This is a genomic window from Nocardioides lentus (assembly GCF_039529515.1).
In the GTDB taxonomy this organism is placed as follows: domain Bacteria; phylum Actinomycetota; class Actinomycetes; order Propionibacteriales; family Nocardioidaceae; genus Nocardioides; species Nocardioides lentus.
Genome location: NZ_BAAAMY010000002.1, coordinates 124,663 through 147,838 on the forward strand (window position 1 = coordinate 124,663; position 23,176 = coordinate 147,838).

The following is a 23,176-nucleotide window of genomic DNA, read 5'->3' on the forward strand; positions in this document are numbered from 1 at the left end:
GGAGGTAGCCGTGGCCGAGCACACCATGACCGCCGACGACGTCTCCACCGGGAAGTTGCAGCTCATCGCGGGCGAGGTGCTGACCGTCCACGTGCAGGGCTTCAACCTCCTCGAGCTGATCAGCGACGGGACCGCCGAGCTCTGGTACACGACCGGCGACCGGGCGCCCGAGGTCGGCGGCCGCCACTGCTTCTACCTCCCGGGCGGCGCTGTGGTCGCCGACGATCGCCGTGCCGTGATCGGCACGCGCACCCTGCAGCTGATCAGCACGGGCACGCCGACCATCGTGTTGCAACGCGGCTGACGTGCCGCAAGCCAGCCGCCGGTGCGGCCGGCCCGGATGCGACGAGGTCGCGCCGTGCCCGACCCACACGCCGAAGCCGTGGGCCAGCAGCCGACGGCGCGCCTCGCTGCCCACGAACTGGGGCAGCATCACCCGCTCCGTGCTGGCCGACCAGCCGCACTGTCAGCTCGCCTACGAAGGCGAGTGGCTCACCGCCCGCGGCCCGGCCCGGTGCACCGGGACCAGCACCGAGGTCGACCACATCGGTGACGCGCGTGACCACTCGCGCACGAACCTGCGCGGCGTCTGCGGCCCCTGCCACACGCGCCGGACCCAGGCCCAGGCCAACCGCTGATCGTCGCTCCACGGCCCTGCGCCGCGCCCCCCAGGGGCCCGAGGGGTCCCCCGGGGGCGCCCATGGCGACCGTGGCTGGCTGCCGAATCCGACGTGTACGGTTCCCCAGCTTCGCGGGGCCCCGTCGCCAGACCCGCTCCACGAGGCCCGCCAAGGGCCGCCCGCCTGACACCCGCCAAGGGAGGCCCGCCGTGCCGGCACGCAAGAAGGACCCCAGCGCCCGAGCTCGGCGCAACCAGACCGCCACCCGCGCGACCCTGCGTCGCGCCGAGGACGGCGAGACCTCCGCGGACGTGTTCGCGGCGATGACGGTCGTGCAGCTGCGCGCCGCGGTCGAGGCCGTCAACGAGACCCGCCCCGCCGACCAGCGGCTCACGAAGCGCGGGACGAAGGCCGCGCTCGTCGAGGCCCTTGTCGCGGCGCACTCCCCTGTCCCCGCGCTGCCCGACCACCCGCCCCGCTACGACGACGACGGCAACGAGCTCGAGGCCGTCTGGCACGCGCAGACCCGGGCCTGGTGGAACGACGTGTGGACCTCGCCGATGGCGGCCGAGTGGGACGAGGCGTCGGACCGGCACAACATGTTCGTCATCGCGCTGCTCTACGACGACATCTGGCGTGCGCCGTCAGCTCGCGCGCGGCAGTCCGCGCTCGCCGAGTTCCGGCTGCAGCGCGCCGAGCTCGGCCTGTCGCCGTACTCGCGTCGGCGCCTCGAGTGGACGATCGAGACCGCAGCCGAGGCCACCGACCGCGGCGCCCGACGCCGCCAGGGCGGCGCAGCGGGCCAGCCGTCCCCGGAACGCCGTGAGCAGCCCAAGGGGCCCGACCCGCGCGCGGTGCTGTCCGCTGTGACCTGAGCGGCGCCCCATGGCGACGCTGATCGTCCCGAAGCTCGACGAGAAGCCGTGGCCGACCCTCGGTGGCCAGGTCTGCGACTTCATCGAGGAGCGGGCGATCTTCGGGCCCGGCGACCTGAAGGGTCAGCCGGCCCGCCTGTCGCCCGAGAAGCGGGCGATCGTCTACCGCGCCTACGAGGTCTACCCGCCCGGACACCCCCTGGCCGGGCGCCGCCGGTTCAAGCGGGTCGGCTGGTCGGTCCGGAAAGGGCTCGCGAAGACCGAGGTCCTCGCGTGGATCGCCTACGTCGAGCTGCACCCCGAAGCGCCCGTCAGGGGCGACGGGTTCGACGCCTGGGGCGAGCCGGTGGGCCGGCCGGTGGACTCGCCGTACATCCCGCTGCTGGCGTACACCAAGGACCAGACCGAGGAGCTGGCCTACGGCGCGCTCTACACGGTGGTCACCGAGGGCCCCGACGCCGACCTGTTCGACCCGGGCCTGGACCGGATCATCCGCCTCGACGACCGAGGACGTGCTGACGGGAAGGCCGTCCCGCTCGCGGGGTCACCGAACGCCGCCGACGGCGCCCGGACGACGTTCCAGGGCTTCGACGAGCCGCACCGCCTCTACCTGCCCCGGCTGCGCGAGGCGCACGACACGATGGACGCGAACCTCCCGAAGCGGCCCGCGGCCGACGGGTGGTCGCTGTACGTCGGGACCGCTGGCCAGCCCGGGCAGAACAGCATCGCCGAGGACCTCCACCACGAGGCCCAGTCCATCGCCCGCGGCGAGGTCGCCGACCCACGGATCTTCTACATCCACCGCGACGCCGGCCAGTGCCACCGCGGCGACAAGGAGAACGGCCACAACCTCACCACGATGGCCGGCCGGATCGCGGCCATCACCGAGGCCACCGGCCCCGAGGGCGAGTACGGACAGGGCCAGTTCGCCGACATCGCCGAGAAGTGGGACCGGCCCCGGGCCGACCACTCCTACCTCGAGCGGGTCTGGCTGAACCTGTGGACCCAGTCCGCCCGTCAGGCGTTCGACGCGCTGCGGATCCCCACCCTCACCGTCGCCGGCACCATCGCCCCCGGCTCGCTGGTGACCGCCGGCTTCGACGGCGCCCGGTACAAGGACTCCACCGCGATCGTCGTCACCGAGGTCACCACCGGCCTGCAGATGCTGTGGGCGCTGTGGGAGCGGCCCCCGGACCTCGGCGACGACGACGAGTGGGAAGTCCCCGAGAACGAGGTCACCGCGTCCGTCAACGCGCTGATGTCGACCTTCGAGGTGTGGCGCTTCAACGGCGACCCGCCCCACTGGACCGAACCGCTCGGCTCCTGGGCCGGCCGATACGCCTGCGTCGAGGAGTGGCCCACCTACCGCCGCCAGGCCATGGCCTACGCCGTGCGGGACTACTACGAAGCCATGACGTCCGGCGCCGTCACCTACGCCACCGACCCCCGGCCCGCCCTCGACTCCCCCATCGAGCGCGAGACCCTCCAAGAAGCCCTCGCCCGGCACATCGCCGCCGCCGGCCGCGTCGACACCAACCTCTACGACGACGACGGCAACCGGCTCTGGATCCTCAACAAGCTCCACGAGACCCGGAAGTTCGACGCCTGCATGGCCGCGATCCTCTCCTGGCAGGCCCGGCTCGAGGCGCTGAAGAAGGGCGCGAAGAAGACCCCCCGCCGCTCACGCCGAGTCCGTCGCGTGGGCAGCTGACCACCCCCGTCGCACCGGCGCCCCGGCCGCGACCCCGACGCGCTGCGAGGAGGCCGGCCGTGATCGACACCAGCAACGAGTACGGCCGCATGTTCGAGCGCCTCGCCCGCGCCCTGCACAACCGACGCACGGGACGCGTCGGCAACCGAACCTGGGCCAGCGCACGTGCCCAGATCAACCCCGAGCGGGTCCGGCCCGGCCTCGACGCCCTCGAGGACTACCGCCACGGGGACCCGCCGCTGCGGGCCGACATCCACACCGGGTGGAAGCCCTACGTGCGGAAGTTCGTCCGGATGGGCCGGCTCAACATGGCCGACCTCCTCATCACCTCCACCGCGAACCGGCTGCAGCTGCGCGACTTCCGCACCTCAGCGGCCGACGACGAGCTCGGCGACGTCGAGGCCCGCAAGATCATGCGGGCCAACGGGATGAAGGTCGTCGCGCGCGACGTCACCGAGATGGCCCTCGCGATGGGCGACTCCTACACCCTCGTGACCCCACCCGGCGCCCGGCGCCCTCAGTCGCTCATCACCGCCGAGGACCCCCGACAGGTCATCACCTCGCACAACGCCGCGACCGGCGCCGGCGAGTGGGGCCTGAAGCTGTTCCGCAGCGAGTGGGACGACGAGGACCTGGCGTACCTGTACGCCCCCGACGGCCTGATCCTCCCGGCTCGACTGGGGGGCGGCACCTCCATCCGCCGCGGCCCCTTCCGGTTCGACCCGAAGGCTTGGACCTGGGACGACGAGAAGAAGGAGCAGACCCCCACGGGCGACTTCCCGCTGACCCGGTTCCGCAACCGCGACGGGGTCGGTGAGTTCGAGAAGCACCTCGACACCCTCGACCGGATCAACGACAAGATCTTCGACGAGTGGTGGATCGCGAAGATCCAGGCGTTCCGCCAGCGCGCCGTGAAGAACCTCCCCGAGACCAAGGAGGTCGAGCGCGACGGCCAGCTCGTCGAGGAGCCCGTCGCGGCGGACGAGTACGACGACATGTTCACCTCCTCGCCCGACGAGATGTGGCAGGTCCCCGGAGACGTCGACTTCTGGGAGTCCACCCCCGTCGACCTGACCCCGATCACCAACGCGATCGAGAAGGACCGGCAGCGGCTCGCCGCGAACACCTCGACCCCGCTGCACACCATCACCCCCGACGCCGCGGCCGGTTCCGCCGAGGGCGCCTCGCTGCTCCGCGAGGAGCACACCTTCAAGTGTGAGGACCGCCGCGACCGATTCGACCCCTCCTGGGCCCGCACGATGAGTCTCGCGTTCCTGTTCCAGGGCGAAGCCGACCGTGGGGACGTCACCCAGATCGAGCCGCAGTACGCGCCCATCGTGCGCCACTCGCTCACGGAGAAGGGGTCCGCGGCCTCCCAGGCAGTCAGCACGCTGCCCCGCGAGATCATCCAGCGCGACATCTGGCAGTACGAGCCCAGCGAGATCCTCGAGCTGCGGAAGCTCCAGGGGCGCGACGTGCTGTTCCAGACACCCAGCCAGGGCGCCGGCGCCCTGCCGCGGACCGGGACCGCCGGTGGCTCTCAGTAGCCAGCAGCAGTCCGAGCTGGAGGGCTGGCTCGCCCTGTACGTCGCGAACGTCACCGACCTCGACGCCCGCGTCGTCGACGCCGTGCAGGCCGCCTACGCCGACGTCGACGACTGGTTCAACCCGACCCTGACCCTGGCGGCCGCGACCACCGCGGCCGCCAACGCCCGCGCGGGACTGGACCTGCAGTCCGGGTTCATGACGCAGTTCCTCGCCGGGATCCTCGACGTCCTGGCCGGCGTCACCGTCACCCGTCGGGCCCCGACCGTCGACTACCCCCGCCGCGCCGAGCCCTTCGACGTGTACTCCCGGCCCGTGTTCACCGCCCGCGAGACCCTCCGCGCCGTCCCCGACACCCCCGCCGACCTCCTCGGTGCCGCCGACTACGCCGCCGTGCTCGCCGAGACCGACGCGCTCCTCGCCCGCCGCGACGCCGCACTCGCGATCTTCGACGAGACCGGGGTCGTCAACGGCTACCGCCGCGTCATCCGTCCCGAGCTGTCCGAGACCGGCACCTGCGGCCTGTGCATCGCCGCCGCGGCCCGGCTCTACAAGACCGACGAGCTCATGCCGATCCACACCCGCTGCAAGTGCACCGTGCTGCCGATCGTCGACGGCAACGACCCCGCCGCGGGGTTCAACATCGCCGACCTCGAGGCCCTGTACGCCGCCACGCCGGGCACCAGCCGGCGCGACCTCGCGAAGACCCGCTACCGGATCCGCCGCGACGGCGAGCTCGGCCCTCTCCTCATCCCCTCCGACCGTCGAGGCGTACCCCGCCTCGGCGCGGCCTGACGCAGCACCCGCAGCACCCGGCCCCCGCCAAGGGACGGCCGGCCACCCCGACCCGCCAAGGGAGCGACACCCATGTGCAAGTCCGAGATCCTCGACCCCCGCGCAGCCACCTGGCTGGCCGAGACCATCGCCCGCCGCCAGGCCCAGTTCGGCGGCTGGCAGATGATGGCCGAGCCCGAGCCGGGGAACGACCCGACGGGAGACCCCGCGCCCGACCCCACCCCGAGCACCGACCCCAAGCCCGACAAGGGCTACCCCGAGAACACCCGGGTCGAGGACATGAAGCCCGAGCAGCAGGCCGCCTACTACCGGGCCCAGGCTCGCCGGCACGAGCACCGCAACAAGGAGCTCCTCGACATCACCGGCGGCAAGTACGGCGACGACCTCAAGGCACTGCTCGACGAGCGCCAGGCGCTCATCGACGCCGGACGGACCGACGCCGAGAAGGCCGTCGAGGACGCCCGCCGCGAGGGCCACGCCAAGGCCCGCGGCGAGTACGGCACCAAGCTCGTCGCCGCAAAGTTCGAGGCTGCGCTCGCGCACCTCGACGAGCAGCGGCGCGACCAGATCATCGAGGGCATCTCCCTCGAGAAGTACCTCACCGACAGCGGCGACGTCGCGACCGACAAGGTCCGCGCCTACGCCGCCACCATCGCCCCCACCGGCAAGGGATCGGGCGAGCGCGACCCCGACTACGGAGGTGGCCGCCGCAACGGCGGCAGCACCGACAAGGGCGGGTCCATCGCGCAGATCAGGGCGGACCGCGCAGCCGCGCGCGCCGCCCGCAGCTGACCCACCCACCCGAGTCCCGAAAGGACACCGCCATGCCCGGTCTGAAGACCACGCAGTACGGCACCGGTGACTACTCCTGGATGCTGAACACCGACGGCCTCGACGAGGCCGTCTCCGGTGTCCTGGACGTGAGCACCTTCACCGCCAACACCCACTTCCCGAACGGCTACTTCCCGTCCGGTCTCCCGGTCCGCGTCGACGACCGCGACGTGATCCGGCCCTGGAACGACACCGCCGGCGCGCGCCTCGGCTTCCTCAAGGGCGACGTCAAGACCGACGGCGTCGAGGACGCCAACTGCGCCGTGGTCGTCCGCGGCAACATCAAGACCGCGAAGGTCCCGCTCGCGGGCTTCGCGGTGCCGACCACCGCGGCCCAGCCGCAGTTCGCCTTCTGGAGCTGATCGCCATGCCCCTGTGGACCGACATCATCGACCCCGTCGAGGCGACCGCGATCGCGCGCGACGAGCAGTACCTGATCGAGCAGCAGCGCGGCGGCACCCTCGCCCGCTGGCTGCCCAACGTCGAGGTCGCCTCCGACCACGTCAAGTTCTTCCCCGGCGACAGCGGCCTCGTCGACGCCGCCCGCTACCGGTCCTTCAACGCGCGCCCCGAGATCGGCAAGGGCCAGCAGGTGAAGTCGAAGACCATCGACCTCCCCGCGCTGTCCCGCTCCGAGCCGATCGACGAGCTCACCCAGAAGGAGCTGGCGAAGCTCTCCGACGACCGCGTCGCGAAGAGCATCGAGTCCGCCGTGAAGCGCAACGTCCAGGCGATCTCCATGCGCCAGGAGCTCACCCGGGGGATCTCGATCGACACCGGCAAGGTCGTCGTCGACCAGGACAACTTCTGGATCAACGACGACTTCCAGCGCGACGCCGCGCTGTCCGTGGTCGCCGGCGCCAACAACTGGTGGAACGACCCGGCCATCGACCGGCTCACCCAGCTGCAGGCCTGGCTGGAGGTCTACGCCTCCTTCAACAACGGCCAGTACCCGGGCGCCATGGTCTTCGGTGGCCGCGCGGGCTACAACGCGTTCGCGGCCGGCAACCAGTTCAAGACCCTCCTCGCCGGCGGCGCCTCCCGCCCGCCGGTGCGCGCCGAGGTCGACGCGTTCTCGGCCGGCGCGGGCCTCCCGCCCGCGGAGGTCTACGAGCGGACCGTCTCCCTCGAGGGCACCCCGACCAAGGTGCTCAACCCGAAGAAGGTCTACTTCCTGCCCGAGCCCGTCGCGGTCAACGCCGAGGAGGGCTCCCTGCTCGGCGCGACGTACTGGGGCCTCACGGTCTCCGCGGGCTTCGAGTCCTGGGGCATCGAGCCCGACGAGCAGCCCGGGATCGTGTGCGGGGTGTTCAAGGAGGAGCGGGTCGGCGCCTCCGTCGAGGTCGAGGGCGACGCGATCGGCGAGCCGGTGCTCGCCAACCCCAACGCGTCGATGGCCATCCAGGTCCTGTCCTGATGGGCGTGCTCGCGCACACCCTGATCGTCCGGCACCCCGACACGCTGGTCGCGACCCCCCTGGTCGCGGGCAGCGAGGTGCCGGACTGGGCCACCTCGCTGGTCGACGACGCCGACCTCGACGGCGCCAACGCCGAGCCGAAGCGCACTCGGGGCCGCAAGGCGGGCGACAGCAGCACCTGACACAGCCGCGTGGCCGGCGACCCCAGTGGGGTCGCCGGCCACGTGAGAGCCGCGCGCCGGCTGCGCAGGCCGGTCTCCAACACCGGCCTTGCCAGGTTCGACACCTGGGCGGTTCGCCACACCACCAGCACGGAGAGGGGACTGCCCGGATGCCCGACCTGATCACCGAGCCCGACCTCGCCGCCGTCCCGGGCGTCCCCGGCACCGTCGAGGGCCGCACCTACGCCGCCCGTCGGGCCTCCACCGCCGTCGGCCGTCACTGGGCCGGCGCCGTCCCGGCGCCGCAGTGGGTGAAGGACATCGCGATCGACCTCGCCGTCGACTACCTGCACAACCCCACCGGCACCACGTCGGTCACCCGCTCCGTCGACGACGCCTCCCGCACCGACCGCTACGACGGCGCCCGCCGCCGAGGCGCCCCGTTCGAGCTGACCGCCACCGAGATCGCACGCCTCGCGCCCCCGAAGGCACGCCGGCGCGTCGGCTCCATCCGGCTCGGCGTGCGCCTCTGATGTTCACCGCCGCCGGGATGGCCCAGCACCAGGCCGACGCCGAGTCCCTGATGACCCTGGCCCTGCTCGCCGAGGAACCCGGGCCCCGCGGGGCCCCGGACCTGGCCACGATGACCCAGGCCACGCCGTGGACCTCCAAGGGCACGTCGATCGGGAAGGTGCAGAGCATCGGCCGCCAGCCGCAGGGCCGGGAGGTCAACGTCGGAGGCGTCACCCGCACCGTCATGGAGGGCGGCCTGCATCTGCCCGTCGGCGCCTACGTCGACGAGGTGGAGGGGCTGCTGATCCGCCCCGGCTGGCGCTTCACCGTCACCGCAGTCGGCCCCGCCGACGATGTGGCGCTCCTGCGGCAGCGGTACCTCGTCGTCGAGGTGCTCAGGAAGTCGCGGATGACCGCGCGCCGCCTCGACGTCGTCGAGGTCGCCTGATGGGCCGCACCTTCGACGCCACCGAGCTGGGCGGTCTCGCGAAGGAGCTCGCGCAGACCATCCCGGTCCGGGCACGCCGGAACATCGGCCGCGGCGTGAAGCAGACCGCGGACGAGTGCGCCACCATCACCCGCCGGTTCGCGAGGGCCTCCGCCGGCCGCTGGGGCAAGGACTACCCGCCCGCGATCCGCTCGACCCGCATCGGTCCGACCGCGTTCCGGGTCAGCCCCGAGGGCAAGGCCGCGAACTGGTCGTTCGAGGACGGGTCGAAGAACCAGCCGGCACACCTCGACCACGAGCAGGGAGCAGACCAGGTCGAGGGCCGGCTCCCCCTCCGCGCGCAGGCAGCCGCCGAGGACGCGTTCGTGGGATGGGACTGAGGTGACGGCCACGATGGGCGAGCTGATCCACTTCGCGCGCTGGGTCGAGGCGCTCGAGCTGACCCTCGCCGTGGGCGCCGACGGTGGTGGACGCGACCCGTTGCTCTCGGTACCCGTGCTCGGCTGGAACGACGTCCCCGGCTGGGACGGCAACCCATCCGACCCGGCCCGCTTCCCCGCCAGCGACGGCGTACCTCCGCGGAAGCGGTGGCTGCAGCTGTCGCTGACTCGAGGGTCGATCGACGCCGACCTGATGGGCGGTCAGCAGCGGCGGATCAAGTGGTACCTGCAGACCCTCGCGGTCGCGTCGACCGCCGACGAGGTCCGCATGATCCGCGACCGCGTGCACCAGCACCGCAACCGCCGGGTCCCGATCCCGCACGGCTCCCCACTCCGTCTCGCCGAGGAGGACGCCGTCCGCCAGCTCCCGAACCGCGGCGGCCTCTACGAGGGCGAGTCGACCTGGTGGTACGCCACCCGCCCCTGACCCGGGCCCGCCTGCGCCACCCCCCAGCCGTCGAGCAGCCGCTCGCCCGGCCAACGACACCACCCCGGAGGAACCAGATGGCCAACCCCGACGACTGGAAGCGTGTGCGGCAGCACGACGAGGCCGGCAACGCCGTGTCCGAGGTGACGCTGCACGTCGACACCCTCGCGAGCTACGACGAGGCCACCCGAGCCCGGTTCGAGGAGCTCGACGAGAACCCCTTCACCCGCAACGGCTACCCGCGGGAGGCGTCGGTGCCGGTCGCGGCCGCCGGCTCCGCCGAGCCGTCGGTCTACGAGCCCTTCTCGAAGGACGACCTGCTCGCCGAGCTCTCCCGCCGCAACGACGGCCGCACCGGCGACGCCGTGCTCGTCGTCGACAGCAAGGCCACGAAGGCCGACATCGCCGCGGTCCTCGCCGCGGACGACAAGGCCTGACCCCACCCCCCTGATCGGGAGCCACCCCAACCCATCACCCACCCCCGCGGACCCACCGCGGTACGCCTGAGGAGGGCACCAGATGAGCCTCACCATGCACGAGCCCGAGGGCTTCCCGGTCCTCGCGACCGCGAAGGTCGCCGCCGTCCTGACCTTCGCCGCCCCCGAGGCCCCGAAGCTGGCGGAGATCAACGTCGCCAGCTCGGTGGACCTGTCGCTGTTCCTGCGGGGCCTGCCCGCGGAGATCTCCACCAACACGGGCATGCGGCCCTCCGGGATGGGGTCCTCGGTCGACCTCGGCCGCGGCGGGCGGACGCAGATCCCGGCGTTCACCGTCCGCTACCCGTTCAACCCGCAGGACCCCGACGACTCCACGCCGGACAACAAGGCCAAGGGGCTGCTGAAGCGCGGCACCCGGCTGTGGCTGGCGGTCCGCAAGGGCATCGACGCCGACCAGCCGTTCGCGGCCGACGACGTGCTCGAGATGTGGAAGGTGAAGTGCGAGGAGCAGACCCGCCCGAACGACGGCGACGAGTTCGCCGACAACGAGATCCAGCAGGTCCTCACCCCGCTGCGTCGCCCGATCTACGACGTGGTGCTCGTCTCCGCCTGACCCCCGATCGACGGGCGGGCAGCGTTGGGGTGGCTCCCGCTGCCCGCCCGTCACGCCACCCCGGGAGCCGCCCACCCGCATGAGGAGCCACCACATGCCCGCCCAGAAGAAGCCGAACCCGCTAGTACGTCGCCGGCGCCGCGAGACCGTCTACCTCATCCCCGGGGTCGACGGGGACCGCATCGAGCAGCTCGAGAACCGGCTCGACGCCCTCCTCGCCCAGCCGAAGCGCACCGCCGCAGAGCAGCGGGAGGTGAAGAAGCTCGTCGACGAACGCAACACCATCCTCGAGGGCGCGCAGGACGACCGCATCAAGGTCGTCCTCGAGGAGCCGCTGTACCGCGGCTACGAGGCCGCCGACGGCACCACAGTGCTCGGCTACGCCGACCTGCAGGAGCAGCACCCGCCCCGCAAGGGCAACAAGCTCGACGCGCAGCTCGGGTTCGACTCCGATGCCTACCCGCCGGCGCTGGTCCGGCTGTGCCTCGTCGAGCCGGAGGTCACCGACGAGCAGTGGGCCGAGTTCGTGCCCGGCGCCGGACCCGACGCGGCGTCGGCGTTCGACTGGCGCCGCCTCACCGAGGCCGCGGCCAAGCTGACGAACCGGGAGCCCGTCCTCCCAAAACCACTGCCCGTCTCGGCGCTGCTCCCGACCAACGACGACGAGTAGAAGCAGCCGCCCGGCACGGCGCGTCCCCTCCGGAGTTCGAGGGCCGCGTCGCCGCCGAGTGGCACACCTACGAGGACCAGCACGGGCAGCCGTGCAGCTTGTCCGAGGCGTGGCGGACCGTGGTGCACCGCGAGTCGCTGTGGGACGAGAACGCCCGAGCCGAGGCCCTCGGCGCGCTGATCGTCGAGCAGCAGCAGATCTGCCCGCGGTGCGGGAACCTCGACTCCGTTCAAGAGGTCCCGAACCCCGGCAACGCCGAGGCCGTGTTCACCTGGCCGGGTCGCGACGGCAGCGAACCGAAGAAGTACCAGCTCGTGCGGATGCGGTGCGTGGCCTGCGCTGCTCTCGCGACAGCTGAGCGTGACGCCGCCCGCCACCCCCCGCCGGACCCTGCTGAGGGCCACTACGGGCGCGACGACGGCGCCTGGACCGTCGCGATCCCGTACCGCTCCTGACCGACCCCGCAGCGTGACACCGCGCGGGCCCGTGGACGTCTTCCCCCGCCCACGGTCCCGCCCGTTCGTGCTGCCCCGACCACGCCGAGAGGTGGTGAGCGATGCGCCGCGTGTCCGTGATCGTCGACGCCGACGAGAAGCCGTTCACAGCCGCTCTCGGCCGCGCCGCCGGTCAGGCGCTCGCGCTGCAGAAGATCCTGCACGGCATCCGCGACGAGAACGTCACGATCGACGTGCGGGTCGCCGGCGACCGCGACCTCAAGCGGGTCCAGGGCGAGGTCAACGAGCTCACCGGCCGCAAGCGCATCGTCGACGTCGACGCCGGCCGGGCACGCGCCGAGATCGACGACCTGTCCGGCCGGCTCCGCGTCGGGCTCGACCTGTTCGCGATGTTCGGGCCCGCCGTCTCCCCGATCGGCGCGCTGGCCGTGCCGGCACTGGCCGGGCTCGCGACGCAGGCGACCATCGCGGGCGCCGCCGGACTGACCGCGGTCCTGGCGTTCCAGGACATGGGCGACGCCCTGACCGCGATCGAGAAGGCCCGCCTCGAGCCGACAGTCGCGAACCTGCAGGCCGCGGAGCAGGCCCTCGACCAGCTCTCGCCGGCCGCGGCCGCGTTCGCCACCCACCTTTCCGAGGTCCGCGGGGAGATCCGCGGCGCCACCGTCGACGCCGCCGCCGAGGGCCTGTTCCCCGGGCTCGACCGGGGCCTCGACGACCTCGAGACCGCGCTCCCCCGCGCCGAGGAGTTCTTCCGGACCATCGGCGACATCACCGGCGACCTGGCCGCCGACAACGCCGAGTCCCTGGTCTCCGGCCGGTGGACCGAGTTCGTCGACTACATCCAGGCCGAGGGCCGGCCCGTCCTCACCGACCTGAACGCGGCCATCGGGGACGTCGCCCACGGGCTCGGCGAGCTCCTCATCGCAGGCGAGCCGTTCTCCCGGGGCTTCACCACCGGACTGCGCGACAGCGCCGACGACTTCGACCAGTGGGCCGCGGCGGTCAAGCAGACCGAGGGCTACCGCGACTTCGTCGACTACGTCGCCGACACCGGCCCCGAGGTCGCCGAGACCGCCTCCGCGATCAGCGGCGCCCTGCTGGACATCGCGGTCGCCGCCGCGCCCCTGGGCGGGCCAGCCCTGAACGGGCTCGAGGCGATCGCCGACATCTTCTCCGCGATCGCGGACTCCCCCCTCGGGACACCGCTCCTTGCCGCCGCCGCCGGCGCGGCCACCCTCAACCGGGCCATGGCCGTGTCGAGCCGCCTCGACAAGGGCGGCCTGTTCGCGACCACCCGCGGGAACGTCGACCGGCTCCGCACCGGCGTCGCTGGCCTCGCCGGCACCTTCGGTGACCTCCGGCTCGCGCAGGCCGGCGCCCACCGTGAGGGGGTCGGGCAGCGCCGTGACATGGAAGCCGCGGCCGTCCGGGCCGAGGAGGCCCGACGCCGGATCGGCGGGTACGCCTCGGCGGCCGGGAAGGCAGCCGCCGGCGTCGCGGCGCTGACCATCGCCTCGAGCGGCGCCGGGGACTCCCTGGGGCTGCAGAACACCGCCGTCCTCGGGCTCGCCGGTTCCATGCTCGGCCCCTGGGGCGCAGCGATGGGCGCCGGCGCCGGGCTGCTGATGGACTCCACGGCCGCCGGGGACGACCTGGAGGACTCGATCCGCCGGGTCGACGACGCCTTCACCGCGAACACCGCCAGCGTCACCGCCTGGCGCTCGACGTTCTCGGACAACACGAAGGCCCTGCGCGACGACTTCGCCCAGGTGTCCGGTGACATCTCCGGTGACAACGGCCTCCTCGGCGTGCTGAAGCCGTCGAGCTGGCTGGAGTCCTTCGACGTCGTCATGAACGGCGTCGACTCCCGGGTCGGGCGCGCCGGCCAGACTTGGGCCGCCGCCGAGAGTGACCTCGCTTCCTTCGATGACGCGCTCGTGCGGCTGGGTACCAGCTTCGGTGTTGTTGACGACGGCAACGCCTCGCTGTCCGAGATGGAGCGGATCGCCACCATCCTCGGCCCCGCGATGGAGAAGCTGGACCTCGACTGGGGTGACCTCGAGGGCATGTCACGCGGCGAGCTTGATGACCTCGCCGCCGAGGCCTCCCGGCTGCAGTCCGCGGCCGACTCCACCGGCGGCCGACTGGACGCCTTCGCGGGAAGCATCGCCGACCTCGGGTACGAGGCCCTGTCGACGGCCGACTCGGCGGCCGCCATGGGCGGAGCCCTCGACGCGCTGCTCTCCCCGACCCTGGACGCCGAGGAGGCGACCCACGCGTGGCGCGAGTCCCTCGCCGGTCTGCGCAACGAGCTGACCGCCGGCGACGGGTTCTCCGGCGCCACCGAGGCCAGCCGCGCGAACGCCGCCGCGACCCGCGACGTGGTCCGCGCCACCCAGGACATGCTCGTGAAGCGCGCCGAGGCGGGCGCCTCGGAGCGTGAGATCGCCGGTCTCGTCCAGGAGTCCCGCCGCGAGTTCATCCGTCACGGCATCGCCGCCGGCATCGACGCCGACGTGATCCGCCGCCGCGCGAACGCGCTCGGGCTCACCCCGAAGATGGTCCGCACCGTCTTCCAGGCCGCCGGGATCGGTCCTATCGAGCGCCAGGCCTCCCAGCTGCGCGCGACCTACCGCGGGATGCCGAAGGACATCCGCACGATGATCCGCGCGAACAACATCCCGCAGACCGAGCGCGGCATCGACCGGCTGGTGAGGAAGTACGAGCTGACCGGCCGGGAGCGTCGTGCGCTGGTGAGGCTGCGGGACCTCGCGACCAAGGACATCAACAAGGTCCTCCGCGGCCTCGGGGTCGTCGACAGCCAGCGACCGCGGCCGACCGTCACCCTCGACTCGCTGCCCGCCGGGAAGACCATCCGCGGCCTCGAGGCGGACCTCGGAGGCCTGCAGCGGCGCAAGACGAAGCCGAAGGTCGAGGCCGACACCGCTCCCGGGACGAACGCCGTCGACCAGATGTTCCAGCGCCTGTCCGCGCTGAACGGGACCAAGGCGGCCCCCGACGTCGGCGCCGACGTCGGACAGGCACTCGGCGGGATCGGTGCCGTGCAGAACGCCCTGGGTGGCCTGAACTCGAAGACGATCTACGTCACCACGGTCACCCGCACCCGCCGTGAGAACGCGCTCGGTGGGTTCTGGCCCGCAGAGACGATGGCCTTCGCCGACGGCGGGACGCGGGCGCCCGGTGACATCCCCAACGGCCACCTCGCCGAGCTCGCCGGGCCCGGGCCGACCCGGATCTGGCGGGAGCCCGAGACGCAGGGCGAGGCGTACCTCCCGCTCGCCAACGACCACCGCCGCCCCCGCGCGAAGACGATCGCCGAGCAGGTCGTCGACTACTTCGGCGGCCAGGTCGAGTGGTTCGCCCGCGGCGGGCGCCGCGGCGGCGACGGGAAGGGCCTCTCGGACCGGCAGAAGGCGCTCAACAGCGCGGTCCGGGACCTGAACCTGAAGCCCGACGACGGGTGGCGGTCGGTGCGCCGCGAGCTCCGGGACTTTGCGAAGGACCTCAAGGAGGCCCACCGTCCCTGGACGAAGGCACTCCGGGAGCAGCAGGCCGCGATCGTGAAGACCTCGAAGCGATACACCGAGGTCGACCGGAAGCTGGAGCGGACGTCACGGCAGCTCGACGACAGGCTCCGCGAGGCCGCCGACTACCGCCGCACCGTCGCCTCCTCGATCAACGGCGACATCTTCGGCAACGGCCTCGAGGGGCTCCGGATCCAGCTCGAGGCCGACCGCAACGACAACCAGACGATGCTCGAGATGCTGAAGACCGCCGAGGGCAACGGCCTCGACGGGGCGCTCGCGAAGGCCCTGTACGCCTCCGGTGACCTGACGACCGCCACCGAGTTCGCCGGGCTCAGCGCCGCCGAGATCACCGAGTACGAGCAGCTGTTCAACCAGCGCACCCGGGCGCAGAACCAGCTCGGGCAGTTCGCCGAGCGAGACGTGTACGCCGCCGGCACCCGCCAGCTGCAGCAGCTCGTCAACCGGCAGGAGAAGACCCTGAGCAGCCTCGACAAGAAGATCGACCGCATGGAGGGCGCCATCGAGCGCGGCGCCGCCCGCGGCACCCGCGCCGGCCAAGGCGACCGGAACCGCCGCGCCGCGCAGGACCGGAAGAAGACCCGCCGGTGACGCTCCTGCAGCTCGGCGATAGCGGCCGGGACCTGGCCTGGCCGCGGGTGCGGTTCGTCGACGCGCCACGCCCTGACGCGCGGGTCCGGTTCGACTTCTACGACACCGACCCCGACGGGGACGTCGACGGCGGCGGCGAGCGCGTCGTCACGTCCGTCGCCGACGAGGGATGGTCGCTGGGCGTGCCGTCCCTGGTCGGTGACCCCGACGGGATCGGCGCGGTCTACGGCACCCGCGAGCTGGCGTTCACCCTGGCGGTGGAGGGGCCGCGGACCCTGGCGGTCGCGAAGCAGTCGGAGCTCGCGCGGGAGATCCTGCGTCGCCGCAACTGGCTGCTGTTCCAGCTCGACGCCGACACCGCGCCGGTGTGGTTTCACACGTACCGGTCCCAGCCCGGCGAGCTGTCGTTCAGCGAGGTGTACGTCGACGACCCGACCGGCACCGATCTGTGGCAGATCACGGTGAGCGTCGACGCGGAGCCGTTCGCGTTCGGGGAGCGCCGCACTGAGCAGCCGATCATCGTCGGCAACGACCCCGCCACTGGCGGCTGCCGGGTGCTCCTGCCGCCCGTGCACGGCGACGCGCCCGCTCCGGCGAGGGTCTCGGTCCGCGCGTTCGGCGTCGATGGCGCCGGCGTCAGCGGGATGGGCGGGTCCCGGTGGCTGCTCGGGACGGTCGCGCACACCGACGAGACCGCCTGGACACCCCGTGGCCCGATCATGCTGCTCCCCGGTGGCGACAGGTTCGCCGCCACCAGCGACGGCGCCCGCGTCACCGGCAGCCGCTACGCCGGCGGGTCCGGCATCACCTGGCCCGCTCCCGGCGCCGAGCCGGCCGGTGACGCCGACCTGTGGCGGGCCCTCACCTCCCCGGCCGTGACGCTGCCGGTCGGGCAGTGGCGGGTACTCGCCCGCGTCGTCCGCGAGGCCGCCGGGACCACCGGCACCGTGCGGGCACGCCTGGCCGTGCCCGGGTCGACCCGCTACTCCGACACCGACACCGTCGCGATCACGCCCGTGGCGACCCGCGGCGCGGACTTCGCGACCTGGACCGACCTCGGTGTCGTGTCCCTGCCGGCGGGGCTCGACCCGCTCGACGGCGGCGACGCCGTCGCGGACCTCCCCGACACCATCCCGGTCACCGTGGTCGTCGGCGGGTCCCGCACCGGCGGCAGCAGCCGTCTCACCGTGGACGCGCTGATGCTGTGTCCCGTCGACGGGCCCGGGGTTGCCGACTCCGTCGGCTCTGTCACCGGGGTCTCGACCCTGGTCACCGTCTTCGCCGACGCCGGACCCGGAGACGAGGGCGCCACGGTGTGGGACTCCGACGACGAGACCGCGTGGCGCACCGGTCCGGCTGGGTTCCTCGACGGGGTGCCCGGTCCCCACCTCGGCGGGTTCCCCCACCTCCACCCCGGCGTCGACAACACCCTGGTCGTCCTGCAGCAGGTCGTTGACGGGCCGCCCGGTCACAACTGGGTGCTCGCCACCGACCGGCTGACCGCGTCCACCGAGGTCACCGTCAGCTACCACCCGCGGTGGCTGTGGATCGGCGACGGGCAGGTCGACCCGTGAGGGGCCCGCTGACCGTCCGGGTCCGCGACGGCCGCACCGACCGGGTCGTCACCCGCCACGCGACCGGCCTGCAGTTCTCCAAGACCGCACCAGGCGGGCACTCCACCGCCCAGGTCACCCTGAACCTGCCGCTGCGGACGTTCCCCGACCTCGGGCCCGCTGACCGGCTCTGGGTCTACGACGCCCGCACCAGCCGCTGCCTGTGGGACGGCTACACCGACAACCCCGGCCGCGGCCGCGGCGCCGACGGTGAGTCGTTCCAGCTCACCGCCTCCGGTGGCCTCACCCTCGCCGCCGACCAGTCCGAGAAGCTGGTCTACGTCGACCGGTCCCTCAGCTCGTGGGTGCCGGCCGACGGGAACCTCGGATCAGCGCAGGTCGACCAGTCCACCAGCGACGCCGCTGGCGACTCGACGGTGCTGCAGTTCCAGTCCGGGTCCCCCGTGGGCCGCGGGTCACGGGCCGGGATGCGCTACACCGGTTTCGTCGACACCACCCAGACCGCCGGCCGGATCCGGTTCTTCTTCCAGGGCCACAAGGCCGACGCCGGCTACCGAGTCCAGATCCACCGCACCACCCCGGACGCGCCCGGAGTCCTCATCCCCGTCTTCGAGTACTGGTACGGGCTCCGGACCGAGACCGCCGACCACACCGCCGCCGAGTGGCCCGCCCTCGAGCAGGCCGCGAAGCAGCTGCAGATCGCCCTCGTCCGCAGCGGCGGCGCCACCAACGTCGCCGACGACCTGTCGAAGGTCACCATCACCAGCCTCGTCGTGACCGCGCTCCTCGCCGACCAGCACGGCAACGCGCCCAGGACCCCACCCCGGCAGGTGACCGCGTCCACCGTCGTCGCGGACCTCTGCTCCCGGCTCCTCGGGACCGCCGTCGACCCCGACGCTGTCCACGTCACCGACACCACGTTCGAGCCCGAGCAGTTCGCCTACCCCGACGGCGCCACCGCCCGCCGGGTCCTCGACGACCTGGCCCTCTACGAGCCCGACATGCTGTGGGAGGTCCTCGCCGCCACCGGCGACGGCCTCCGCGGCCACGCGTTCGCCTACCGACCCTGGCCCACGACCCCGCGGTACGAGATCTCCACCGCCGACGACTACGACGCCCCGGGCGGCGAGGCCGACCTCTGCAACCGGGTCGCCGTCTACTGGACCGCCGCCGACGGCACGGAGGCGTCGACCGTCGTCACCGCCTACGTCGAGCAGCTCGGCGCCCGCATCCGCGACGCCGAGCCCGTCACCCTCCCCGCCGGCCGGGGCACCCTGGCCGACGCCCAGCGCATCGGCGGCCTCGTGCTCGCCGCGAAGGCCGCGCCGCCGAAGGCCGGCACCGCGACCCTGCGCCGCCGGATCGTCGACCGCCTCACCGGCCGCGTCGCCTACCCCTGGGAGATCGAACCCGGCCACGTCGCACGGATCCGGGAGACCGGCGACGAGCTGCGGATCACCGAGACCACCTACGTCGACGCCGACTGCGCCGTCGAGCTGACCCTGGGGGAGCCGCTGATGACGATCGAGCAGCACCTCGCGCAGCTCGGCCGTGACCGACGGGCCGCCTGAGGTGACCACCACGCCCATCGAGGCACCCTCCCCCGGGTTCGAGGACCTCAACGACGGTCCCCCGTCCCTCGACGGCGTCGAGCCGCCCCCCGAGGTCGTCGAGTCCCTCGTCGACACCGGCATCGAGGTCAACGTCGACGCCTTCGCCGACATCACCGACATCCCCGTCGTCTCGGTCGACTGGGTCGCCAACGGCCGCGTGTGGGTGCGGTTCGCCGAGGCGCCGCCGACCGAGGTCGCCACCGCCGTCCGGGAGCGGCTGCAGCCCACCGCCGCGACCGCCGCCGACGCCTTCGCCCGCGCCGCCACCGCCCAGACAGCCGCCGCCGCGGCGAAGACCACCGCCGACTCCGCGGAGGCCGGCCGCCTGGGCCAGAAGATGTCGACACCGCAGACCGGCACCTCCGGGCCCCGTGCGGGCCTCGACCAGCGCGGCGGGCGCGGCTGGGTCGACCTGCACGGCGAGGACGGCACCCGCGGCGGCATGGCCATGCTCGCCGAGGCGCTGCGCCAGGTGCTGACCATCACGTCGAACACCGACGACGTGGCTGAAGCCAGCCGTCTCGTGCTCCGCTCCGGCGACGGCGCCGAGCGGTCCGCGACCATCTTCACCGACCTGTTCGAGGTGTTCGCGCCGATCATGGCCCGCCAGGGCCTCGTACTGCCCCGCGGGCCGCTGCGGCTCAACGGCCTCGACTTCGGACGCGTCGACCGCACCACCGCCGACGGGCAGGTTGCGATCGCCCACACCGTCGGGCAGAACCCCATCGGGTACGCCTGGCTGATCGGCGGCCACTTCAACTACCAGGCCGGCGTCGACTCCATGGGCGTCAACCAGCTCACCGTCGGCATCCGCAACCGCACCGACCGGCAGCTCGCCGCAGGCGCGACCGTCTCCCTCGGCTACGTCGTGCTCGCCGGCGAGCGTGACGGCGGCGAGGACTCCTCCCTGTGAGCCCCAGCGCGCCGCAGTCCCACACCAGCATCGGAGGCCGCGCGTGAGCGACGAGCAGAGCTTCATCCCCCGCCGCCTCTACCTCGCCGGGTTCCTCGTCGTCCTCGGCCTGCTGGTGCTGGCCGTCGCCGTCGGCCTCATCCGCAACCAGATCAACGTCGACGGGCTGATCATCGCGCTGATGCCCGTCGTCACCGGGGTCCTCCTCGGTGGCGCGATCCGCGGCCGCTCCAGCGGCGGCAAGGACGGCGACCAGTGACCGCCGTCTGGCTGACCCTCGGCTTCGTCGCCGGCATCCCCGCCGGGTGGCTGTGGCGCGAGGCCTACGAGCTCATCCGAGGAAGGGACGACCCCATGGCGCTCTGGAAGCGCATCCGAGCCAACGACCGCTCGGCCGCCATCGTGGCCGTGATCCTGTCGATGGTGTTCTGCGGCGGCGTCGGGATCTACCTCGCCGTCTCCAACAACGACCGCGCCGACCTGGTCCGCTGCATCAGCGACTACAACGAGGCCGTCGGCGCCGCCCGCGACTCCCGCTCCGACGTCGCCGACGACCTCGGCCGCGCCGAGCTCGACTACCTCGACGCCGAGCTCCGCTACCAGCGCGGCCTGCTCGAGTCCCTCGAAGACGTCGAGCCCGTAGCGGAGCTCCGCGACACGATCACCGACCGCATCGCCGCCACCGAGGAGTACCGGCAGCAGGCCCGGGCCCAGCAGGACGTCCGCGACTCCGAGCCGTACCCCTCGCCGACCTACTGCGAGGACGAGCAGTGATCGATGAGACCACCGCCGACATCGTGCGCTGCGTCTACGCGGCGCTGGCCATCATCGCCGGCTGCGGGTTCGTCGCGACCCTGATCATCCGGTGGGACGTCCTCCAGCTCGGGGAGAAGATCCTGCGCACCGGCCTCGTCGTCGAGCACGTCGTCATCACCTACGGCGCCTACACGGCGCTGCAGCTCGACTACCCACCCACCGCGGTCGGCCTCGCGATGACCGCCGCGCTCGCCGTGGTCATCAGCGGGTTCGCCGTCTGGGTCGCCGACATCGTCCTGCACGGCGACGACGGCCCGATCCGGCTCACCGACCACCGCTGAGACACCCACTCCTACGCCTGCGCCGCCTGCTGGCCGCGCGGGTGATCGGCATGCCCTGCGCCACCCCGAGCACCTGGAGGTCCCCATGCGCGACCGCGACACCGACCCGGAGTGGGAGGGCCACCACGCCGGCCCACCGCCGGCCGAGCAGCCCACCCCCGTCGACTGGCAGGACGCCGACGTCGACCGCGACGAGCAGGCGGGAGACGACTGATGGTCAACACCGTCGAGCAGGCCCTCGCGTTCGCCCGCGGACAGGCAACCAGACCGTCGCGGGACTGGACCGGCTACTGCCAGATGTTCGTGCGCACGTCCTACGGCATCGGGGGCGGCTTCGGGTCCGCATGGCTGCAGTGGCTCGGGCTCGGCGACGACGAGCGCGTCGCCGGAGGCAACCCCTCCGCGGCGCCGCTCGGCGCGCCGCTGTTCTACAAGGGCTCCGGCCCCTACGGCCACGTCACCCTCGCCGCGCGGCCGCTGGCCGACGGCACCCCGGGCTGCTGGTCCAACGACCTCGTCACGCCCGGCCGGATCCACCACGTCGCCCGCACCCGCGCGACCAGCCAGTGGGGCCAGCAGTACCTCGGCTACGGGCTGTCCTTGAACGGCGTCGACCTGCCCCTGGTCGTCCCTGGCGCGACGCCTCGGCCGCAGCGCCGCCGCTACGAGGCCATCGCCGCGGCCGCTGACCGGCTCGAGGTCGCGCTCGCCACCGCCCGACGCCAGGAAGACCGCCGCGACGTCGACCGCCTCGAGAGGCAGGTCCGCCACCTGCGTCGCATGCACCAGCAGATGAGGAGAGCGTGATGGGCACCTACCTGCAGGACCACCCCCCGAGGCAGACCCAGTTCCGGGCCCGCCGCGCACGCGTGCGCGGCGTCATCGTCGTGCACTCCGCCGAGTCCGCGCCCGACCTGGCCGGTGGCGACGGCGGCGCCGAGGCCGTCGCCGAGTTCATCCGCGGCCGCTCCGACTACGGGTCGTACCACGACCTGTGCGACTCCGACTCCGCCGTCGACCTCGTCCCCTACGAGCTCGCCGCGTTCGGTGACGGCACCGGCTCCAACGAGTGGGCCCTCCACCTGTCCGCCGCCACCCAGGCCCACCGGTGGCCCGACCTGCCCGAGCAGTGGGTCGACGGGTGCCTGCGACAGATGGCGAAGCGCGCCGCCCGGATGGCCCGCTGGATCGAGGCCACCGCCGGCATCACCGTGCCGGCCCGCCGGATCACCCGAGCCCAGTCCGAGGCCGGCGTGCCCGGCTTCATCAGCCACGGCGACCGCGACCCCGGCCGCCGCAGCGACCCCGGCCCCGCGTTCCCGTGGGACCGGTTCCTGGCGTACTACGCCGCCGAGATGGAGGAGGACGACATGGCCACACCCGAGGTGCTCGCTCAGCTGAAGACCATCGAGGGCTACGCCGAGGCGGCCGCGACCGCGGCGCAGCGGACGTTCGCCGAGCAGCGCGCGATCCGGAAGGGCACCACCCGCTACCGCAACGAGGAGCGAGCGAAGGTCCGTCAGGCCCTCGCCTCGCTGCGGAAGCGCGCCACCCAGGACCAGGCCGACGAGATCCTCGCCGACCTCGCGGTCCTGGAGTCGGCCGTCGCCGCCGACGAGGCCGAGCCGGGGGACGCGTGAGCACCCCCGTCTCGCCGAAGGTGACCGCGAGCTCGCTGACCGCTGCGGCTACCGCGGTGGTGCTGTGGCTGCTGACGGAGATCCCGTTCGTCGACCAGGCCCCGCCGCTGGTGCAGGCCTCGATCGCGCTGCTCGTCGTCGGCGGCCCCACGTTCCTGGTCGGCTACCGCCGTCGCGACCCGCTGCGCCTCGTCGTCGGCCAGCACCGCAAGCCCTGACCC

Annotated in this window: 29 protein-coding genes; all 29 read left to right on the top strand. The window is 72.9% G+C overall.

The features are described from left to right. Positions 1-10 precede the first annotated feature (10 nt). Positions 11-304, top strand: a complete 294-nt coding sequence (locus ABD158_RS04135) for a hypothetical protein (protein WP_344004122.1) — start codon at positions 11-13, stop codon at positions 302-304. A 1-nt stretch (position 305) separates the two neighbouring features. Then, complete coding sequence (locus ABD158_RS04140; protein ID WP_344004125.1) at positions 306-638, top strand: hypothetical protein; 333 nt, start codon at positions 306-308, stop codon at positions 636-638. A gap of 191 nt (positions 639-829) precedes the next feature. Continuing rightward, positions 830-1,495, top strand: coding sequence for a phage terminase small subunit (locus ABD158_RS04145; protein WP_344004128.1), 666 nt, complete (start codon positions 830-832; stop codon positions 1,493-1,495). Between the two features lie 10 nt (positions 1,496-1,505). Further along, positions 1,506-3,206: a hypothetical protein gene (locus ABD158_RS04150; protein WP_344004131.1), complete on the top strand. Its 1,701-nt coding sequence runs from the start codon at positions 1,506-1,508 to the stop codon at positions 3,204-3,206. A 59-nt stretch (positions 3,207-3,265) separates the two neighbouring features. Then, positions 3,266-4,753, top strand: a complete 1,488-nt coding sequence (locus ABD158_RS04155; protein ID WP_344004133.1) for a phage portal protein — start codon at positions 3,266-3,268, stop codon at positions 4,751-4,753. Continuing rightward, complete coding sequence (locus ABD158_RS04160; protein WP_344004136.1) at positions 4,740-5,546, top strand: hypothetical protein; 807 nt, start codon at positions 4,740-4,742, stop codon at positions 5,544-5,546. The genes ABD158_RS04155 and ABD158_RS04160 overlap by 14 nt, the downstream gene beginning before the upstream one ends. 72 nt (positions 5,547-5,618) lie before the next feature. Then, positions 5,619-6,338 carry a hypothetical protein gene (locus ABD158_RS04165; protein ID WP_344004139.1) on the top strand — a complete coding sequence of 240 codons (720 nt, stop codon included), beginning with the start codon at positions 5,619-5,621 and terminating at the stop codon, positions 6,336-6,338. Positions 6,339-6,370: 32 nt separating this feature from the next. Continuing rightward, the gene (locus ABD158_RS04170; RefSeq protein WP_344004142.1) at positions 6,371-6,739 is read left to right on the top strand and encodes a hypothetical protein; all 369 of its coding nucleotides are present in this window, start codon (positions 6,371-6,373) and stop codon (positions 6,737-6,739) included. A gap of 5 nt (positions 6,740-6,744) precedes the next feature. Then, positions 6,745-7,794 (top strand): major capsid protein, encoded by a 1,050-nt coding sequence (locus tag ABD158_RS04175; protein WP_344004145.1) that lies wholly within the window; start codon positions 6,745-6,747, stop codon positions 7,792-7,794. A gap of 5 nt (positions 7,795-7,799) precedes the next feature. After that, positions 7,800-7,976: a hypothetical protein gene (locus ABD158_RS04180; protein ID WP_344004149.1), complete on the top strand. Its 177-nt coding sequence runs from the start codon at positions 7,800-7,802 to the stop codon at positions 7,974-7,976. A 149-nt stretch (positions 7,977-8,125) separates the two neighbouring features. Continuing rightward, positions 8,126-8,488: a hypothetical protein gene (locus tag ABD158_RS04185; RefSeq protein WP_344004151.1), complete on the top strand. Its 363-nt coding sequence runs from the start codon at positions 8,126-8,128 to the stop codon at positions 8,486-8,488. After that, entirely contained in the window at positions 8,488-8,916 is a 429-nt protein-coding gene (locus ABD158_RS04190) for a DUF6093 family protein (protein WP_344004154.1), read from the top strand. The genes ABD158_RS04185 and ABD158_RS04190 overlap by 1 nt, the downstream gene beginning before the upstream one ends. After that, entirely contained in the window at positions 8,916-9,296 is a 381-nt protein-coding gene (locus ABD158_RS04195) for a hypothetical protein (RefSeq protein WP_344004157.1), read from the top strand. The genes ABD158_RS04190 and ABD158_RS04195 overlap by 1 nt, the downstream gene beginning before the upstream one ends. Before the next feature lies 1 nt (position 9,297). Beyond that, positions 9,298-9,783, top strand: a complete 486-nt coding sequence (locus tag ABD158_RS04200) for a hypothetical protein (RefSeq protein ID WP_344004160.1) — start codon at positions 9,298-9,300, stop codon at positions 9,781-9,783. 77 nt (positions 9,784-9,860) lie between these two features. Continuing rightward, a complete protein-coding gene (locus ABD158_RS04205) occupies positions 9,861-10,220 on the top strand; it encodes a hypothetical protein (RefSeq protein ID WP_344004162.1) in 360 nt (119 codons plus the stop codon). 82 nt (positions 10,221-10,302) lie between these two features. Continuing rightward, positions 10,303-10,833: a phage tail tube protein gene (locus tag ABD158_RS04210; RefSeq protein WP_344004165.1), complete on the top strand. Its 531-nt coding sequence runs from the start codon at positions 10,303-10,305 to the stop codon at positions 10,831-10,833. Positions 10,834-10,927: 94 nt separating this feature from the next. Then, positions 10,928-11,503, top strand: coding sequence for a hypothetical protein (locus ABD158_RS04215; RefSeq protein WP_344004168.1), 576 nt, complete (start codon positions 10,928-10,930; stop codon positions 11,501-11,503). Between the two features lie 98 nt (positions 11,504-11,601). Then, entirely contained in the window at positions 11,602-11,958 is a 357-nt protein-coding gene (locus ABD158_RS04220; RefSeq protein ID WP_344004171.1) for a hypothetical protein, read from the top strand. Between the two features lie 101 nt (positions 11,959-12,059). Then, positions 12,060-16,118: a hypothetical protein gene (locus ABD158_RS04225; RefSeq protein ID WP_344004174.1), complete on the top strand. Its 4,059-nt coding sequence runs from the start codon at positions 12,060-12,062 to the stop codon at positions 16,116-16,118. Then, on the top strand, positions 16,115-17,692 hold the full coding sequence (locus ABD158_RS04230) for a hypothetical protein (RefSeq protein ID WP_344004177.1): 1,578 nt from the start codon (positions 16,115-16,117) through the stop codon (positions 17,690-17,692). Before ABD158_RS04225 ends, ABD158_RS04230 begins: the two co-directional genes overlap by 4 nt. Next, positions 17,689-19,263, top strand: a complete 1,575-nt coding sequence (locus tag ABD158_RS04235; protein ID WP_344004179.1) for a hypothetical protein — start codon at positions 17,689-17,691, stop codon at positions 19,261-19,263. The genes ABD158_RS04230 and ABD158_RS04235 overlap by 4 nt, the downstream gene beginning before the upstream one ends. A 1-nt stretch (position 19,264) precedes the next feature. Then, positions 19,265-20,218 carry a hypothetical protein gene (locus ABD158_RS04240; RefSeq protein WP_344004182.1) on the top strand — a complete coding sequence of 318 codons (954 nt, stop codon included), beginning with the start codon at positions 19,265-19,267 and terminating at the stop codon, positions 20,216-20,218. Between the two features lie 43 nt (positions 20,219-20,261). Then, entirely contained in the window at positions 20,262-20,477 is a 216-nt protein-coding gene (locus ABD158_RS04245; protein WP_344004185.1) for a hypothetical protein, read from the top strand. Then, positions 20,474-20,992, top strand: a complete 519-nt coding sequence (locus ABD158_RS04250; protein ID WP_344004188.1) for a hypothetical protein — start codon at positions 20,474-20,476, stop codon at positions 20,990-20,992. The genes ABD158_RS04245 and ABD158_RS04250 overlap by 4 nt, the downstream gene beginning before the upstream one ends. Beyond that, positions 20,989-21,315: a hypothetical protein gene (locus tag ABD158_RS04255; RefSeq protein WP_344004191.1), complete on the top strand. Its 327-nt coding sequence runs from the start codon at positions 20,989-20,991 to the stop codon at positions 21,313-21,315. The genes ABD158_RS04250 and ABD158_RS04255 overlap by 4 nt, the downstream gene beginning before the upstream one ends. 85 nt (positions 21,316-21,400) lie before the next feature. Further along, entirely contained in the window at positions 21,401-21,529 is a 129-nt protein-coding gene (locus tag ABD158_RS04260; protein ID WP_344004194.1) for a hypothetical protein, read from the top strand. Beyond that, positions 21,529-22,122, top strand: coding sequence for a hypothetical protein (locus tag ABD158_RS04265; protein ID WP_344004197.1), 594 nt, complete (start codon positions 21,529-21,531; stop codon positions 22,120-22,122). Before ABD158_RS04260 ends, ABD158_RS04265 begins: the two co-directional genes overlap by 1 nt. Further along, a complete protein-coding gene (locus ABD158_RS04270; RefSeq protein ID WP_344004200.1) occupies positions 22,122-22,955 on the top strand; it encodes a hypothetical protein in 834 nt (277 codons plus the stop codon). The genes ABD158_RS04265 and ABD158_RS04270 overlap by 1 nt, the downstream gene beginning before the upstream one ends. Next, positions 22,952-23,173 carry a hypothetical protein gene (locus ABD158_RS04275; RefSeq protein ID WP_344004203.1) on the top strand — a complete coding sequence of 74 codons (222 nt, stop codon included), beginning with the start codon at positions 22,952-22,954 and terminating at the stop codon, positions 23,171-23,173. Before ABD158_RS04270 ends, ABD158_RS04275 begins: the two co-directional genes overlap by 4 nt. Positions 23,174-23,176 lie beyond the last annotated feature (3 nt).